This window comes from Micromonospora sp. NPDC093243, from assembly GCF_044753725.1.
In the GTDB taxonomy this organism is placed as follows: Bacteria; Actinomycetota; Actinomycetes; order Mycobacteriales; family Micromonosporaceae; genus Micromonospora.
This window is the reverse complement of the sequence record NZ_JBIVNT010000006.1, coordinates 218617-236442: the sequence shown is the minus strand read 5'-3', so window position 1 is coordinate 236442 and position 17826 is coordinate 218617. Positions and strand designations below refer to the sequence as shown.

The following is a 17826-nucleotide window of genomic DNA, read 5'->3' as shown; positions in this document are numbered from 1 at the left end:
GCAACCGGGCGCCCCTCGTTGCGCCAACGCGCCGACGAGCACGTGCTACCCCGCCTCGCGTCCATGGACGACCCGGCACGCTATCCCCGGCCATGAAATGAACGGCGCACCGAGGCGACGCCGGCTCCACCGCCACACCCCTCCGACGGAGGACCTACCGTCCCCAAACTCGTGCGGCACCGCCAAAGCGCCACCGACCGCTGAGCGTGGCTGCTCCCGGTCTCGCCAGGAACGCCGTCGCCGTAACACCCGTCAGATGGAGAGCACCGGCAGAAATCGAACGGGCGCTGTGTTAGCGCTACCAGACGAGCTCGCCGACGTTCTTGCCCCACCGCTGCCTGCGGCGCACCCTCCGCCCGCTATGCCCGGCCGTCGCATCGTTCGGCTCCCCCCACCCGCGTCGCCGAGAACGGTGCGCCGTGGAAGGCGCGTGAGTATCGAAGGGTAGGAATTTCGCGATCGTGCAGCGCCGGCCGGTCAGCGAACTGATCGCGTTCGACGCCCTTCGACGATCCAGCCGGCGATGGTCAGGAGCAGCGCCCACGCCACGCCGCTGGTCAGCATCGTGACGGTGAAGGCGCCGCCGTGGTCGCCGATGGCGGTGCGGACCACGGAGGGCGTGACCGCCGTCGGCGGCAGGAGCGCGAGTACGACGAAGAGCGCAACAGGCTCCGAGTCCGCGATCGCGACGAGCCATCCGAGTATCGCGGCGAACGCACCGTACGACACCGTGGAGAGGAGCGCGATGCTCGCCACGGCGACAGCCGGCAAGCGCAGCAGCGGCGCGATCAGGGTGCCGAGGCCGACTCCGGCGATCGCCGCGATCGGGAACGCGGCCAGCCCCGCGGCCAGGACATGGTGAAAACGGTCATCGGAGAGCAGGTCGATGGGCAACCCCGCGGACTTCTCAGCCCGCCACGCCAGCCAGCGCCGGATATCGCTGGACGAGTGCCATGCAGCAGCGAAGTTGACTGCCGCGAGAAGGACACCGACGGACAGGGCCGCCGCCAGCGCCCATCGCATCCCGCGCAGGCGTGACGCAAGAAAGGCGCCGAGGAGCAGCGCGATGAACTGGCCCCAGAAGAAGCCGGACGTATGGGCCATGAACACGTCGACCATGACCTGCTCGTACCGCTCCTCGCTAGTCTGCGGATCGTTGTAAATCGCGACCTCGTAATAGTTGCCGTTGAACGGCGTCAAGGCGGCCGCGACGACCGCGACGAGCACCACCGCGACGAGCACCCCCACCCACGACGGGGACATCCGCCACCGAAGCCGCGCCCGACCCAGGGCGACAGGAGGATGGGTCTTCTTCTCTGCCACTGTCGCTCCTCCAGGTGTCGAGCCTGTCTCAGTGCAGATTCCGGCGGTGCCGAACCCAGGCGACCGGCCCTCATCGTCTCCTTCCGGCGTGCTCCTCATCGTGCCTCTCGAGGGCAGGCAGTCGAGCGGGCTCCGGGTCAAGGCGGACGTCGGGAAGCCCATCACGCGGAGCACGAACCGGTCTGGTCGACCGGGAGCTGGTCGCCGAGGTCGTGGTGGTGCGCGCCGGGGCGGTGGCGCCACCAGAGCCGCGGTCAGCGGCGGGCCGGACCGGCCACGCTCTCCCGCTCGATGAGGGTCGGCGCGATGGAGTGGCGCAGTGCGGTGACGCCGCCCGACTCGATCTGGGTCAGCAGCATCTCCAGACTCGCCTGAGCCACCGCGGCGAAGTCCGGCTGCACGGTGGTCAGCGGCGGGATGAAGTACGAGGCCTCCGGCACGTCGTCGAAACCGACCACGCTGATGTCGTCCGGCACCCGCCGGCCGTGTTCGTGCAGCGCGCGCAGCACACCGAGCGCGAGATGGTCGTTGGCCGCGAAGACCGCGGTGACCTCCGGCATCCGGGCGAGCAACTGTCCACACCGGTAGCCGGCCGCCGCGGACCAGTCTGCCGGCATCAACGGCGGCAACTCCGCCCCCGCGGCCTCCAACGCCTCCCGCCAGCCCTCGATCCGCCCTGCGCTGTCGAACCAGCCGGGCGGCCCGGACACGTGCCAGACCGTGCGGTGCCCGGCGTCGAGCAGGTGCTGGGTGGCGGCCCGAGCACCGGCGACCTGGTCGACCGTCACCAGGGGCACCGGTCGCCGCGGGTCACCGTCGATCGTCACCAGCGGAACGTCCTTGGGCAGTCGCTCCAGCGCCTCGCCGGCCGACTCGACCGGCGCGATCACCACGATGCCGGCGACCCGGTGCGCCAGGTGCCGCTCCACCGCCGCGGAGATGGACTCGTGGTCCAGGTCGCGCACGCTGCCCACGCTGACGGCGAAGCCCGTCTCGGCCGCCGCCTGTTCGAGCGCGGCGAGCAGTGACGCCGGGCCGTAGAGGGTGGTGTTCTGCGCGACCACGCCGATCACCTGCGACCGGCCGGTGACCAGTGCCCGAGCCGCGCGATTGGGCCGGTAGCCGAGTTCGGCGATCGCCGCCTGCACCCGCAGGCGGGTCTGCTCGCGCACGTTGGGATGCCCGTTGAGCACCCGGGAAACCGTCTGGTGGGAGACGCCAGCGAGGCGGGCCACGTCCGTCATCGCCGGACCGCGCATGGTCATGTCGCTCTCCCCGCCTGCCTGCTGGAACCGTGGCCAGCCGGTGTTCACCGAATCGACCCGGAGTTTTCCGGTGCTCTGTTGCGGACGGCACACTGATGCTGTTTCCGGCTACCGCCGCCAGATCGCCGAGTCTACGCCAGTTGCCGCGCTTACCGCGGCACGGCGGGGCCACCCCGGTGAAGCATGTCGAGGTTCTCACGGAATCGTGGCTGCGACATTCTCGCCCTTTCCGCTGGCGCTGCCAGACGCGACTGGGGGTCTTTGTCGGGCCGATTAACCGAACGGCCTGTTCCGGACCCGGACCGGACAGGTAACCGGCCCTGTCGCGGGCACTTTGCGGCCGGCGGCAGGCCGCCGCCGGCCGCCACCCGGCGGTGAAGGCGCGGCGTCGCCCGCACGGCGGACCAGCGCCGACCTGCGTCCGCGCACCGCAAGCCGGCCGCGGCCACCGGTCGCGCGAGCCCGTCGCGCCGACATTTTCCCGTCACCGTTCCGACGTTGCCGTTCGAACCGCAGCACACTTACCCACGCTTGCCGGGTCCTGCGCGACGGTGATTGGAGAAACAAATCGGCGTCCCACGAAATCGCCGGGGGTCTTACCGGGCCGGCGTTGCCCAGCGGAGCGGCCGCGATACCGTCGGTGGGCCGAATGCGGCCGCGCCAATCGTCGAACTCCGCAGCTAACCCGAATGCGAACTGTCGTGACCGACAAACACGGGATCGTATCCGCCGGTCAGGACGCCACCGGAGCCGGCGTCAGCACAGCGACACCGCGATTCGCCCGTACGCCGCCCAGCCGCGGCCCGGTCGACTCGACCGGGCCGCGGCGTTCGTCGGCGTGCTGGACGACGGGGCGTCGCCTACGGGGCGAGTTCCTTGTTCGATCGGGCGGCGTGCGTGACGACGAGGTCCCGCTCCTCCTCGGTGAAGATCCCCGCCCGGCGGAACTCGGCCGCCACGCGGTTGACCGTCGACACGAACTGGCCGTGATTCTTGAAGGGCGCCTCATCCCAGACCAGGTCGAGGAAGGTCGGGCCGTCGTCGCCGGGCGACGTGATGCCCGCCACCGGTACGTCGTAGTTCGGCAGGTTGTCGTCGCGCTTGCGGTTGGGCACGCCGGTGTCGACCGATCCGAACACCACCGTCGGCTCGACCCGGCGGAAGTACGACGAGGCGGCCTGCGAGTCACTGATGTAGTACGGCCGCAGGGTGAAGTCGTGCGTGGTGAAGAGCGGGTCACCCGCAGCCGTGGTGCTCGCATGGGTGATCGCCGAGCGACCGTAGTCTCCATCCCGCTTCAGGTGGCGGTACAGGGACAGTTCACGGTAGCTGCCACCCCCCGGGTTCCCCAGGATCTGCATGAGCAGGGGACCCCAGAAGATCGACTGCGTGTCGGGGCGGTCCAGCGCCCGCTCGATCCGGATGCTGAACGGCATCCGGATCTCGATGGTGTCGCCCGGCTTCCAGGTGCGGCTCAACGTCAGGTAGCTGCCAGGCTTGGCAGTGGCCTTCTGGTGGACCCCGTTGATCGTGACGAAGAAGCCCCGCTGCACCCAGCTCGGCACCCGCAGCTTGATGTCGAGCCGGCCGCGGCCGTTCACCGTCAGCTTGGTGTGGTCCTCCCGCGGGTAATTCGTCTCCTGGGTGATGACGAAGCCCTTCTGGGCCCAGGTCAGCGTCGACGCCGCGTACAGGTTGACCCACAGCGTCTTGCCGTCGGCCGACTTGAAGTAGATCGTCTCCTGGTACTTGGTGTGGTTCTCCAGGCCCGTCCCGCCGCAGCAGGTCCCGGTGTTGCCGTAGCTACGGGTGACGCCCGGGGTCAACGGCTGGAAGTACGTGACCTGTGGGTTGCTGACGCTCGTCGTGTCGGCCCGCGAACCCACGATCTGGTTGAGCAGCCCCCGCTCGTAGTGGTCCATGTACGCGGGGTCGTGCTCGTGGAGGAACAGATTGCGGGCCAGCTTGAGCAGGTTGTACGCGCTGCAGGTCTCCGCACCGCCCTGGGCGATCGAGTTCGCGATGTTGTCCCGGTTCTGGAACAACTCGGTGTTGTTGTTGGAGCCGGGGAAGTTCCCGCCCAACCCACCGTGTGCGTACCTGCGGTGCGGGACGAGCATTCCGTAGAAGTTCTTGGCGGCCTGGAAGTACTCGTGGTCCCCGCTGTGCTCGTAGACGCGCATGTATCCGACGAACTGCGGTATGTGCTGGTTGACGTGCAGCCGATCCGGGCGGCGCCGGCCGGGGCGGGTGGCCGGCGTGGTGACCAGGATGTCGCGGTTCTCGACGCAGGCCTGAAACAGCGACTCCCGGTTGTCGAAGCACTTGGCGGTGTCCAGGTGCTTCGCGTCGCCGGTGAGCGCGTAGATCTCGGGGAACACCTCGTTCGCGCCGCCGGACTCGCCGGCGATGTAGAGGTCCCACATGTAGTTCAGGTTGTCCCGGGTGATCGGGCCCGTGTACTGGGGGTGGTTCTTGTCCCCGACGGTCAACGCGAGGTGCGCCCAGTTGGCCATCTTGACGACCACGTCGAGGGCCTTCTGGTTGTCGGTGTGGTAGTACGCGTCGAGCAGACCGCGCATGATCTTGTGCTGCGTGTACCACGGCGCCCACGTGTTGGTGGCCGCGTTGCCGCCGTACACGGCCCACCGCGGCGGACCGAGCCGCAGTACCGTGTCCTCGGGCAGCGCGCCCAGATAGCCGGGGTGGGTCGGTACCCAGTCTGCCGCCCCGCTGCTCTGGCTCGCCACGATGCCGCCGTCCCGCCCGTTGGGCGAGGCGTCCTTGATCGCGGTACCGCCCTCCTCCTCGAACCGGTACCAGGCGATCGATCCGCCGGCGGTGCTCCCGGTCGGCGAGTCCTGCATCGACTGGACCTCCGCCGGACTCAGGGCCCGGTCGAAGATGTGGAACTCGTCGATGGTCGCGTCCAGGAACGCGTCGCCGTACTGCGACCGCCCGATCCACCGGTTTCCGGGGTTTCCGAGATGGGACGGGTTGAGGGTCATGTTCGTGTTCTGGCCGGCCTGCTGACCGTTGACGTACAGCGTGCCGGTGTTCTGGGTGAGCGTCACGGCCAGGTGCACCCACTGGTTGGTCGGCAGGGCCGCGTTGCCGTCGATCCGCTGTTCCCCACCGCCGCCGCTGACCGTGATCGCGAACCGAGGCACGTTGCCGGTGACGCCGGCACGCGGGGTCAGGAACATGTTGACGGTGGTGTTCTGACCGAAGTCGAACAACCGACTCCAGCTCTGGGTGGCGCCGAGATTCACCCAGGTGGCGATGGTGAAGTCGGCGAGCTGGCTGATCGCCTCCTGAGGAAGGGTGACGTGCTGCGCCCGGCTGGGGCCGTTCAGCCGGAGGGCGTTGCCGAAGCGGCCCGGCACCCGACCGATCTCCGGCTCCTCCGGATCTTCGCCGCCCGGGCCGCCGTTGCCCATCCGCGCGGTGATCGCGGCCTGGCACGCCGCGAGCTCGTCGACCATCCAGTCGAGCTTGGTCTTGAAGATCGGCTCGCCGAGGTCGGCGTAGCCCTGGGCCAGGGCCGTCAGGTAGTGCCCGGCCCAGTGACCGCTGAGCAGTCCGCCGTCCTCCCAGCCGCCGGGCACGGCGACGCCCGGCGGGTTCGGCCGACCGGCCTGGTTGTTGAACAGCACCAGGAAGCGCCGCTCGTCGAACTGGCGGAGGTAGTCCTTCGTGCGGTCGCGCTTCTCCTGGAGCAGGCCGTTGCCCAGGGTCACGTCGCGTAGCTGGAAAGGCCGGACCGGGGCGGTGCCGCCGGGGCCGGGCTCGGGTGGGGTCGCGGGCAGCGGGGCCGGGCCGGCTGCGGCCTCGGTGGCCGTCGCCGTCTCGGCGGCTGCCGCCGGGAGCGCGCCCGCGCCGACCGCGGCGGCCACGCCGATCGCCGATGCCTGAAGAACGTGGCGCCGGCTGACAGGGACCTTCTCGGGTTCAACCACTGTGGATCATCCTTCCCAGGTAGCTAGGGACTGACCGCTCGGCCGTTTCCTGCACGAAACCGTTGCGCTTGGCCCACCGACGTCGAACGCACTCGGCGGCCGCGGAGGGGGACTGGGTTTTCGGCGGCAGGCCTCGGGACCGCGCCGGGATTGTGAGCGTTAACTCTATGGCCGCTCACCCGCGCAGACAAGCACTCTGACCTGGTTGACATCTGTGCGAAACAGTCCTATGTTAGCGCTCACCCAACTGCCCTTCATGGAGGCTACGTGGCCGCCGAGTTCGGCGTCTCGGAGTTGTGGGACCCCGCGGTACGCCGTGACCCGCACCCGTTCTACGACCGGGTGCGAGCCGCCGGCCAACCCGTCCTTCAGGTCGACCCGGCGGGCACCAGGTTCTGGGTGATCGCCGGACATGCCGACGTGCTGCAGGCCCTGCGCCACCCGGCGATAGGGCACGAGGTCCAACGGCACTGCCCCGGCGGTCGGCGACCTGCCCCGCACGAACTGTCCGAACTGGCGAGAATCGAGTCCCGGCAGCTCATCAGCCTCGATCCGCCGGACCACACCCGCCTGCGGGGGCTGGTCAGCGGCGGCTTCACGGCCCGCGCGGTGGCCCGGTTGGAGCCGTGGATCAGCCACCTCGCCGACCAGCTGGTCGCGCGGGCGCGGCAACTCGGACGCATCGACGGGATCGTCGACCTCGCCGACCCGGTGCCGGTCAACGTCATCGCGGAGCTGGTCGGCATTCCCGAGCAGGACCAGCCGCAGTTCCGCGCCTGGTCGGCGGCGATCGTGTCGGCCGGGAACGGAAGCTCGGCGGCCACGCTGGCGTTCGGGGCGTACCTCGACGAGCTGGCCGCCCGGCGGCGGGCCGTGCCCGCCGACGACCTGATCTCGGAGCTGGTGACCATCGAGGAGCGAGGCGACCAGCTTGATCGCGACGAGCTGGTGGCGCTCGTGCAGCTGCTGCTGGTCGCCGGCCAGGAGACGACCGTCGACCTGATCGGCAACGGCATCCGCCTCCTGCTCACGCACCCCGGGCAGTGGCGGGCGCTGCGCGACGACCCGCTGCTGGCCGCGGCGGTGGTCGAGGAGACACTCCGGTTCCGGGGGCCGGTCGAGATCGTGCCACCGCGATTCGCCCTTCAGGACGTCGACCTGGCCGGCGGGCGGATTCCCGCCTTCGACCGCGTGGCCCTGTCGTTGTGGGGGGCCAACCGGGACCCCGGTGTGTTCGACCGGCCGCACGTGTTCGACATCCACCGCACGGACGTCCGCAGGCACATCGCCTTCGGGCATGGGATCCACTTCTGCCTCGGGGCTCACCTGGCTCGACTGGAGAGCCGGATCATGATCGAGCGAATCGCGCAACAGCTTCCCGACCTGCGTCTCGCGGTCGACCCCGCCGACCTCGACGGCTTCCGACTCCACCACGATCAGCTGCCGCTCGAGGTGTGAGGCGGGGCGTCCGGCGGCGTCATGCCGGTGGTGGACCACCGATGAGGGTGGCCTCCCGGCCCTGCGCCCGGCCTTCCTCCCGGGCCTGCGCGAGCAGCCGTCCGAGCCGCTGACGGCGCTGCCGGGCGAGGGCCCGCAACGCGAGGACGAGGACGGCGAGGAGAGCGGCGAGGGCCAGTTGCGGCCAGGGCACTGTCCAGACCGTCACCGTGCCCGAGGCCGACCGGATGTCGACGGCGCCCTGATCGCCGCCGAGGACGGCGGGGGTCACGTCGACCCTCGTCCGCAGCGGGCCCAACGCCCAGACGCCGGCGACACGGTTGCCGACCTTTCGGCTGCCGTTCGGCAGGAGTTCCTCGCCCTTGGCCTCCGGGGCGCTCTGTCTGCCCAGGCCGAACGGACCCGCGACCGTCACTCGCCCGCTGCTGGTCGCCGCCACGTTGCCGTCGTTCGTCGCGGTGTAGCTGATCTCGATGGCGCCGGCCGAGAAGGGGTTCCACGAGCGCCGGTACCTGGCGGTGAGGTCGCTGATCGCCACGGCTGCCGTGGCCGTGCCGCTGGCCCGCATCATGACCCGGAAGCCGACCCGGCTCTCGACGGCGACCGTACCCCCGGCGCTGGTGATCGTCGCCGCGATACCGGCCGGGTGGTCCCCCGGTGTGGCGTCCGGTGGCGCGGTGATGGTGAACGGCACCACCTTCGTCTCTCCGGCGCCGACGGTGACGTTCTGCTGCACCTGGATCCAGGTGCCGCCGTCGACCGATTCCTGGTCGGAGGCGAGCATGTTGAAGCGTCCCTTGTCGGTGAGGTAGCCGTCGGCCGCCTTCAGGGCGAAGACCGCACTGCCGTCGCTGAAGTTGCGTACGGCCAGGTGCTCCGTCACGACCTGACCCGGGTCGAGCGTGCGCTCGATCCACCGGCGGCCGTCCGGGCCGTGCCGGTCGGCCGGCTGGACCGACCAGGTGAGCGTCGGAGTGGCCGGTTGCGCCACCGCGGCGGCGGGCGCGATCGGCACGGTGACGAGCAGCGCGGCCAGCACGGCGAGCAACCGCGGCAGGGTTCGGTTCATGGGGAGCCCTTCGACATGGGGGCGCGGTGGGGGGCCGCGCGGCCCCCCACCCGTGCGCTACTCGAACAGGGACAGGGTCAAGGTCGAGGTGTACGCGCCGGCGGCGACCTCCACCGGGGTACGCAGGTACAGGTCGGCGTTGACCGAGTACGAGTCGCCGGCGACGGCCCCGGAGTCGAACGTCGAGACCAGCAGCTCCTGGTCGACCAGGCCCACGTTGTTGCCGGGCTGGGTCGGCTCGTCGAGGACGGTCCCGACCTCCTCGCCCTCGGTGACCAGGCCGGTGTCGCCGCCGTCGAGCAGGCGTGGCGCCCAGCCGAGGTGCCCGGCGCTGATCGGTGCCTGGCCGGCGCTGCCGGCGAAATCGGTGGCGCTACCCAGCACGGCCCACGCGGCGCCCGCCGGCACCTCCTCCTCGGTACGGGTGTCGGTGACGGTCACGGTCGGCAGGGTGCCGACGAACTGGCGTACCAGCAGCGTCGAACCGTCCTCGGAGAGCGCGACGGAGTCACCGGCGATCGACATCGCCAGGACGCCCGGTTCCCGGATCTCCTCGATGTCGACCGTCACCCGTACGTCGGCGCTGTCGTCGGGATCGGCCAGGGCCGGCGCCTGCAGCGCCATCGTCCCGGCCAGGGCGGCACCGACGGCGCCCGCCGCGACCAGCCGCTTACGCTTGAACGTCTTCATGCGATGCTCCATCGTGAGGTGTGGATCTCGGACAGGGTGGGGTCAGCCGGCGCAGTTGACGCCGGGGTGTTCGGCGGTGAGGACACTCGTCACGTCCTCGCCGTCGACGGATCCGGTGGCCCGGACGGTCACCGTGCCCGCCGCGACAGAGGCGGCCCGCGTGCCGAACGACTGGTAGGCGTTCGCGCCCGGCGCGACGTCGGCGAAGGACCGCTGGCCGTACGCGGTCTCCAGAACGATGTCCACCGGCGCGTCGTGGTCGTTACGCGCCTGCACGGCGACGTACGCCCTGCCGGCGAGGCACCGCGACTGGGCGGTGACCGTGACCGGCAACTCGGGCTGGACACCCGGATCGTCGGCGAAGACCCGCCAGTCCGTGATCGCGACCGCGGAGTAGGTGGTGCCGTTGCCGTTGGCCCGGATCGTGGCTCGGACCCGGGGCGTGGTGACCGGGTCGAAGGTGACGGTGTTGAACGCGGTGGTGCTCGTGCCGTAGGTGCCGGCGCCGGTCACGTCCCGCCAGGCCGCGCCGGCCTCGTCCCAGTACTGCAGCACCCACCCGTCGGGCTCGGCGACGCCGTCGCCGGTGCCGCGGTTGGCGTCCCGCCAGAACTTCAACTCCGATCCGGTGATCCGGACGGGACGCGCCCAGTCGTACTGGACCCACAGGGTCGCCGGGCGGTTGCCGGACCAGGTGCCCCAGAGCTGCGCCTGGCTCGGGTTCGACGGGTCGGTCCCGTCGTTGAGGGCGGTCAGGCTGTTCCAACCCGCGGTGTAGGAGGCGGTCGGGGTCGCGATGGGCGCGATGTTGCCGGTGAGCGGCCCGGACAGGTCCGCCGGGATGGTGACCGTCCGGGCGGTCTCCAGGTTTCCGGCCACGTCGAGCGCGCGGAACGACACGGTGTGCCGGTCCGGATCCGGTGCCGCGATCGCACCGGCGTAGGCGGTCCACGGGCCCGCCCCGATGGCGTACTCGATCCGGGCGACGCCGGAGGTCGCGTCGCTCGCGGTCACCGTGACCGCCCGGGTGGAGCTGTTCACGGTGGCCGTGCTGACCGGCGCCGTGGCGTCGATGCGTACGGTGAGGTTCGCGGCCTCCGAGATGTTGCCGGCCCGGTCTGTCGCGGTCGCCGTGACGCTGTGCTGGCCGTCCCCGGAGACGTTGACGTCGACGGAGCGGACGTCGGTCGCGACGACCGGCGCGCCGTCGTCCACCCGCGATTCGATCCTCAGCCGACCGCCGCGGTCGTCGACGCCCGCGGCGCGCACCCGCACCGCGGAGCGGAACCAGCCGGCGCCGCCCGCGCTGCCGCTGGGGGTGAGCGTCAGCGTCGGCGGGGTCTCGTCGCCCTCGGTGTCGCCCGGCGAGATGACCGTGACCTGCGCGGAGACGCGACCTGCCGCGTCGCCGAGCACGGTGCCCCGGGTCGTGAACGTCCCCGGCGCCGCGACGTCCTCCGGTCGCACCGGATCCCAGTAGACCGGCACCCGCAGCGTCTCGTCGCCGAACGACACGGCGGTGGTGTCGGGCAGCTCGGTCTCCCCCACCTCCACCGTCAGCCGCGGCTCGGCCACGGCCGTCGGCTGCGCGGCGAGGATCTTCCACTCCTCGACCGCCACCGCGGAGTAGGTGCTGCCGTTGGTCGACGCGTCGAACACCGCGCGAACCTGCGTGGTGGTCACCGGGTCGAAGCTGGTGTCCTGGAAGCCCTGGGTGCCGGTCGGGAAGCCGCTCGGGTTGGACACGTCGGCCCACTGCCCGGCGCCGAGGTCCCAGTACTGCACGCGCCAGCGGGCCGGGGCGGCGACCCCCGCGCCGCTGCCCTGCGGATTGTCGTTCCAGAACTCGATCTGCGAACCGGAGATCCGCATCGGCTGGTCCCAGGTGTACTGCACCCACTGCTGGGGCGGGTTGTTGCCGGTCCAGGTCCCCCACATGTCCGGCGGCAACGGATTCGACCGGACGATCTCGTCGTTGAGCGCCTTCACCCAGTACTGGGTGGGCACCGGCTCGTTGGAGACGGTGACCTTCGCCGCCTGGGCGATGTTCGGCCGGGGGGTCAGGTCGCGGCCCTTGACCGGTGTCGGCGTGACGAGCTTCATCCGCGGCGGGGTCTGCGTGTCGTCCCACTCGACCGGGTCGATCGACACCGACCGGCGGAAGTGGCCGCCGCCCACGGCGTCGGCGGTGTGGTACGCGATGTACCACTTGCCGTTGAACTCGAGAATGCCGGGATGGCTCGTCGTGGAGGAGACCGGCCGGAGCATGGTGCCCCGGTAGGTCCACGGCCCCGCCGGCGACGACGCGGTCGCGTACGCGATGCAGGCGTGGTAGTTCGCCGGGGTGCACTGCGACGTCGGGCCGGCGTTGTTCCCGGCGTACGCCAGGTAGTAGGTGCCGTTGCGCTTGAAGATCCACGCCGCCTCGAAGAAGCCGGTCAGCCCGGTGACCGTGCGCTGGGTGCCGACCGGAGTCTTCATGTCCGGTTGGAACTCCTGCATGCGCAGTTGGCTGAAGGAGCCCCAGTAGACGAACACCCGCTGGTTCGGCGCCGTGCCCTCGATGAGGATCGTCGGGTCGATGTTGTGGATGGTGTTCGGGGTGGGCACGCGCTGGGAGATGATCGGGCCGCCGGCGTGGTCGGTCCACGGGCCGGTCGGGCTGTCCGAGACGGCCACGCCGATCGCGAACTTGTCCGACGCCGGGCTGTCCCGTTCGTTGATCGGGACGTACCAGTAGTAGCGCCCGTCCACACCCCGGACCACCTGGCCGGCGTACGCGCGGCCCGGCGTCGCCCAGGCGAAGACCTGTTCCGGCCGCATCAGGGACGGAAAGTGGGTCCATTCGCCGCCCTCGACGTCGGCGGTGCGGAACGCGCCCCACTCGTTCATGACGAAGTCGTTGGTGGAGGGCCCGGCCTGGTCGTGGCCGGTGTAGATGTAGAGCTGGTCCCGGCCGCTGTCGTTGCCGGGGGCGCCGGCCGGCACGACCACCGGCGCCGGGTCGGCCGAGTAGTAGCTGCCGTCGCCGAGGATCGGATTGACGGTGTTGGTGAAGGTGTACGAGTCGGCGGCGGAGGCGGGGGTGGCCGTCGCGAGCAGGCCGCCGGCGACCAGCCCGGCGGCCGCCGCCGCGGCGACCACCCTGCGGAACCGGTGCGACGACCGGGGCTTCGGTGGGGCGGCTGCGCGCCCCACGACGGTGTTCACGGTGTCGATCTCCTCGCTGCTGGGCGGGGTGGTGGCGGCGCCGGGGAGGCGCCGCCACCAGTGAGGGTCAGCCGCAGCTGATGGCGCCGTACGGCGCCGCGATCTGTGCGGTCACCGGCTGCCCGTCGACCATTCCGGTGGCCTTCACCGTCGCGGTGCCGGCCTGGACGGCCTTGGCTCGGGCGTTGAACGCCTGGTACGCGGACTTCCCCGCGCCGACGTCGGAGACCGTGCGCGACCCGTACGGCGTGATCAGCTCGATGGTGAGCGGGACGTCGTCGCCGTTGCGGGCGTTGACCGAGACGTAGGCGTTGGTCCCGATGCACTGGGTACGTGCCTGGACCTCGACGTCCCATTCCGGCGGCGGCGGCACGTCGCCCACGGTGAGGGTCAGCGTGGTCCGGGTCGCACCCGCGTCGCCCACGTAGTCGGGCCGGATCAGGTCACCGATGACGGTGTAGCGACCGGGAGTCTTGACGATGTTCTCGTCGAAGTGCCAGTCGACGCCGATGGCCTGGTTGTCCCGGGAGCCGTCGTTGTAGGAGACCTCCACCTTGTTCGGTAGGTAGGGCAGTTCGCCCACGTCGACGGCCTGCTCGAACGACTCGGCGCCCTGGATCGAGATGCCGCCCGGGGCCGTCTCCGGCCGTACGTAGACGCGGGCCTCGGCGATCAGGCCGTACGCGTCGTTCGTGCCGTAGACCACGAACGGCTCGACGTTGGTCTCCGCGACCATCTCGGGCGTGATCTGCTGCCAGTTGAAGGCGACGGCGCCACGAGCGCCACTGGCGTAGACCGCGTCGAGCGTGCCCGGCAGGGCGGGCACCTGGCCGACCGCGGTCCGCATCAGCACCGGCGAGCGTACGGAGTCGACGGTCTCACCGTTGGCGCGCCACCGCAGCACGCCCGTGCCCGCACCGCCACTCATCAGACCCCAGATGCGGATCCGCAGGTAGCTGGTCGTGACCGGCTGGAATTCGAGGTGGTTGTAGGTGTTGGTGGCCAGCGCGTCGGCGTACGACGAGCCCTCCGCGAGGGTGACCGGGGTCCAGGTGGTGCCGTCCGCGGAGCTCTCGACCGCGTACGTCGTGGCCGTGGGTCGGCGGGTGCCGCCGTTGTCGTCGTACCAGTAGATGTCGGTCGACGACAGCCGCACCGGCGAGTTCCACCGGTACTGGATCCACGCCGCCCGCTCGGTGCTGGTGCCGTTCTGTGGTTGGCCCCAGTTGCCCCAGCCGTTGCCGGCACCGGGGTTCGAGTTGTTCGGCGTGGTGGCCTCGTTGACCCGCTGGTGGTTCTCCCACGACGCGGTGCCGCTGGTGGTGATCGTCGCCGAGGAGCCGAATTCCGCGGTGACCTCCCGCTCGGTGATGGTCACCGCGACCGTCGCCTCGGAGCGCTTCTCGCCGTCGTTGGCGAAGAAGCGGAACACGTAGTCACCGGCGACCGTGCCGGTCACCCGGGTCGCCAGCGCCTTGGCGTCGGCGAAGATGACCCCCGCTCCCGCCGGGGCCGAGACGGTCTCCCAGCCGAACGTGAGGTCGCTGTCGTAGGGGATGCCGTCGTCGGACGCGGTGCCGACCAGCCGGGTGGAGAGGTTGCCGTCCGCCGAGCCGTCGCGCGTGGCGGTGACGGTGGGCGCCTTGTTGGAGACGGGTGGCACGTCGCGCCCGGAGTCGAACACCTGGATCTCGGAGATCGCCGTGTAGAAGGTCGGGTTGTTCGTGAACGCGATGCGCACCTTGTCCGACGTGACGGACTCGAAGAGCGCCTCGTTGAACTTCGCCGCCGGCACGGTCGGGTTCTTGAACTGGCCCGGCACCTCCTTCCAGCCCCCGTTCCCGTCGGGCACCTGGACCCACCATCGCGCGGGCTCCCGGTAGCCGCCGGCCTGACGGTCGCTGACGAAGGTCACCTTGATGTTGTCGAACGACTTGGCCGAGCCCAGATCGAGTTCGACGTAGCCGTTGCGGTCGGTGGTGCCGTGGTTGCCCCAGTACGGCTCGTTGGCGGTGACGCCGTCGGTCACGGCCGCCAGCGACACCGGCCGCTCGGTCTCCTTGATCGCGCCGGGGGTGTAGTTCATCGAGGTGGCGCTCCAGCCGGGCGTGTGGAACTGCCGCCACGGCGTCGAGCGCGCGCCCTGCTGGGTGTACGACGAGTTGAGGGTCGCGCCCGCCGCCAGGTTCGGCGCGTCCTCGGTGAGGTCGATGCCCGCCGTCTTGAGGTACGTGACGACGCGGTCGTCCTCGATCGAGGTGGTCACCGCGGTCGGGAAGGTGGTCCCGGTGGTCGCGGTGAAGGTGACGGTCAGGCCCGCCTCGGCCTGGACCTGGTTGGTGTTCGGGTCGTAGGTGAGCTTGCCGATCTGGTCGGTGCTGACCTTCTTCTCGCCGTTGAGGAACAGGCTGTAGCCGGCGCCCAGCCCGTATTTGCTGCCGTCGGGGTCCCAGACGATCGTGACGTCCTGCCCGTGGTACCGCAGGTTGTTGACCATGAAGTGGTCGTAGCCGAACTTGATCGGCCACAGCTCGATCTTGTCGTCGGAGCGCGGCTGCAGGCCCGCCATGTCCTCGACGAAGATGTAGTTCATGTTCCCGAGCATCACGTGGTTCGGGTTGTTGCGGTTGTAGGTCTTCTCGGCCGCGTTCCAGTTGGAGTAGTACTCCGCCTGGTTCGGGGCGCGCAGGTCGGCGTTGGGGTAGATGCTCCAGGCCATCCAGTCCAGCAGCCGCTTGGCGTACGCCGGGGTGATGTACTTCTGCTCCCGGTCGTAGTGGCGCAGCGCCGAGCGGACGCCGCGGTACTGGACGGTGAAGTTGATGTTGGAGAAGTTGTTGGAGCCGCCGACTCCGTAGGCCGTCCGGTCGTACTGGTTGGCGGTGTAGAACGGGAAGATCGGGAAGTTGTCGCCGTAGGTCAGGAAGCGGTACCCGTCGACGTAGGTCTGCCACTGGTCGAACGGGATGAGGTTCTCGGCGTAGACGTCGTAGAGGTTCGACTCCTTCGCCGGGATCAGGTCACGGGCCTCCGCCGGAAGCGGGTTGGCCCGGCCGTTGGAGCTGGCCGCGGAGGTGGCTCCGTGCGAGGTGCCGGCCAGGAACATCCGCATCTCCGGGCTCCACAGCCGGCCGAGAATCGCCTCGCGAATGCCGTCGGCCGAGGCGGCCATGGCGTCGACCTTCGCCTGGTCGGCGCCGGCGAGCTGGTAGAGCTGCCGGGCCGCGTCGAACGCGCCCCACACGTACGCCGACTCCGGGCGTTCGATGGTGCGGGCGCCGGGCGCGCCGCCGTTGGCCTTCGGGAAGCCGAAGGAGATGGCGTCCGCGTCGTTGCCCGGCATGTAGTTGGTGTCGTAGGCGATCAGCTTGTCGTCGTTGCCGTCGTAGTGCTCGAGCTGACCGACGCCGTCACCCTCGAAGTAGCCGGCGAACTTGCGGGCGATCTCCGCTCCCCCGCCGTGCACGTTGTAAGCCTCCAGCCCGGCGGTGCCCAGGTACTGCGAGTAGTGGTTGTTCCAGCTGGTGTGACCGGGGCTGTCCAGGAAGGCCGAGGAGCCGGACAACTCGCCGATGTTGAGGATCTGGCCGTAGGGCAGATAGGGCGTACGGATCCACTTGGTGTCCTGCAGGTGCATCGGCTGGGTCAGCGCGACGGAGTTCTGGTAGAGGTTCACCCCCTCGATCGTCGTGGGGTACTGGTAGACGTAGCCGGGCGCGTTGGCGTCGAGGCTGTTGTAACGCTCGCCCCACCAGCGATAGACGATCGCCTTCTCCATGGCGGGGTCCGGGACGTCGATGTAGGGGATGTCCTGGGCCCAGCGCCGGTTGAACTCGGTGATGCCGTTGCGCACGGCCTCGGCCGGGGACAGCGCGGCGTAGTCCCGGTAGCTCTCGACCGTCTCCGGCAGGGTGGCCGAGGAGACGGCGCCGACGACCGACAGCGACACCGAGCCGCCGGCGGGCACCGTGACCTCGCGGTCGAGGTTGGTGCCGCTGCGGGTGAAGCCGGCACCGGTGAGGTCGATGCTGACGGTGTTCCAGGCGGTGTCGACCAGCCCGTTGTTGGAGCCGCTGGTGATCGTACGGGTGCCGGTGAGCGCGGCCGTGCCGCTCCCGGCCTGGGTGGCCACGGGCGAGGCGGCGCGGACGGTGAACGTCGCCGGCGCGTCGCCGGGGTTGCGGAAGTCGATGGCGGTCACCGCCACGTTGTCGTACGTGATGAACTTCGTCAGGTTGGCCGAGACCCCGGTGGCGCCGATCGTGTACCGGCCCCTGGCGTGGCTGGGGGCGTTGAACCGGTCGGCGTTGACCTCGGTGACCGTCTGCCCGGGCACGGTGACGGTGTACAGGTTGCCGAGGTTGTTGGGGCCGCCGACGAAGGTGCTGCCGGCGAAGCCCATGACGGTGAAGTTGTTGTTGCTCGCGCCCCGCATGTACAGCGAGCGGCCCCGGGTCATCAGCACCGCCGACCCGACCGGCCCGCTGACGCCGAGGACCCGGTCGAGGTAGTAGTCGGTGCCGCCGGCGGCGAGATCCTTGTCGAAGATCGACTGGTGCATGCTCGTCGCGGTGAACGGCACACCGGGCTTCAGCTGGTTGGCGACGTCACCGACGTTGTTGTAGACCGGGTCCCCGATCTCCATGGCATGGCTCTGCCCGTTGGTGTAGACGCCCACGTCACTTTCGTTGCCGGGCAGGACCGGGCTGTCGGCGTGTGCCGGGGACGGCACACCGACAGCCCCTCCCACCACGAGCGCGGTCAGGGCGGCCCAGAGGGGCGCCCTCCGCACGCGCGGACGGATCATGTCTTCTCCTCCTCGGTATCGGTGCGGCCGGCATTCGAGGCGTCG

At 70.3% G+C, this 17826-nt stretch carries 8 protein-coding genes; 1 reads left to right on the top strand and 7 read right to left on the bottom strand.

What is annotated here, in order from left to right; translation table 11 throughout:
- Positions 1 to 477: 477 nt before the first annotated feature.
- The 3 genes from ACIP9D_RS21785 to ACIP9D_RS21775 form a co-directional block, all read right to left on the bottom strand.
- Positions 478 to 1323 (bottom strand): hypothetical protein, encoded by an 846-nt coding sequence (locus ACIP9D_RS21785; protein WP_350873867.1) that lies wholly within the window; start codon positions 1321 to 1323, stop codon positions 478 to 480.
- A gap of 254 nt (positions 1324 to 1577) precedes the next feature.
- Entirely contained in the window at positions 1578 to 2582 is a 1005-nt protein-coding gene (locus ACIP9D_RS21780; RefSeq protein ID WP_350873933.1) for a LacI family DNA-binding transcriptional regulator, read from the bottom strand.
- A gap of 866 nt (positions 2583 to 3448) precedes the next feature.
- Positions 3449 to 6547, bottom strand: a complete 3099-nt coding sequence (locus ACIP9D_RS21775) for a beta-L-arabinofuranosidase domain-containing protein (protein WP_350873866.1) — start codon at positions 6545 to 6547, stop codon at positions 3449 to 3451.
- A gap of 267 nt (positions 6548 to 6814) precedes the next feature.
- On the opposite strand from ACIP9D_RS21775, the gene ACIP9D_RS21770 reads away from it, so the two are divergent.
- The gene (locus ACIP9D_RS21770) at positions 6815 to 8005 is read left to right on the top strand and encodes a cytochrome P450 (RefSeq protein ID WP_350873865.1); all 1191 of its coding nucleotides are present in this window, start codon (positions 6815 to 6817) and stop codon (positions 8003 to 8005) included.
- Between the two features lie 19 nt (positions 8006 to 8024).
- Here the strand turns inward: ACIP9D_RS21770 and ACIP9D_RS21765 are convergent, their stop codons facing one another.
- Genes ACIP9D_RS21765 through ACIP9D_RS21750 form a run of 4 tightly spaced genes read right to left on the bottom strand, consistent with a single transcriptional unit; the run spans position 8025 to position 17781 of the window.
- Positions 8025 to 9074 carry a hypothetical protein gene (locus ACIP9D_RS21765; protein WP_350873864.1) on the bottom strand — a complete coding sequence of 350 codons (1050 nt, stop codon included), beginning with the start codon at positions 9072 to 9074 and terminating at the stop codon, positions 8025 to 8027.
- Positions 9075 to 9131: 57 nt separating this feature from the next.
- Positions 9132 to 9764 (bottom strand): hypothetical protein, encoded by a 633-nt coding sequence (locus tag ACIP9D_RS21760; protein WP_350873863.1) that lies wholly within the window; start codon positions 9762 to 9764, stop codon positions 9132 to 9134.
- 42 nt (positions 9765 to 9806) lie between these two features.
- Entirely contained in the window at positions 9807 to 12983 is a 3177-nt protein-coding gene (locus ACIP9D_RS21755; RefSeq protein ID WP_350873932.1) for a family 43 glycosylhydrolase, read from the bottom strand.
- A 58-nt stretch (positions 12984 to 13041) separates the two neighbouring features.
- Positions 13042 to 17781 (bottom strand): discoidin domain-containing protein, encoded by a 4740-nt coding sequence (locus ACIP9D_RS21750; protein WP_350873862.1) that lies wholly within the window; start codon positions 17779 to 17781, stop codon positions 13042 to 13044.
- Between the last annotated feature and the right edge of the window lie 45 nt (positions 17782 to 17826).

What these genes read in the sequence shown, in the direction of transcription:
- ACIP9D_RS21780 (WP_350873933.1), bottom strand. Translation starts at nt 2,582, where the DNA reads ATGCGCGGTCCGGCGATGACGGACGTGGCCCGCCTCGCTGGCGTCTCC.
- ACIP9D_RS21765 (WP_350873864.1), bottom strand. Translation starts at nt 9,074, where the DNA reads ATGAACCGAACCCTGCCGCGGTTGCTCGCCGTGCTGGCCGCGCTGCTC.
- ACIP9D_RS21760 (WP_350873863.1), bottom strand. Translation starts at nt 9,764, where the DNA reads ATGAAGACGTTCAAGCGTAAGCGGCTGGTCGCGGCGGGCGCCGTCGGT.
- ACIP9D_RS21750 (WP_350873862.1), bottom strand. Translation starts at nt 17,781, where the DNA reads ATGATCCGTCCGCGCGTGCGGAGGGCGCCCCTCTGGGCCGCCCTGACC.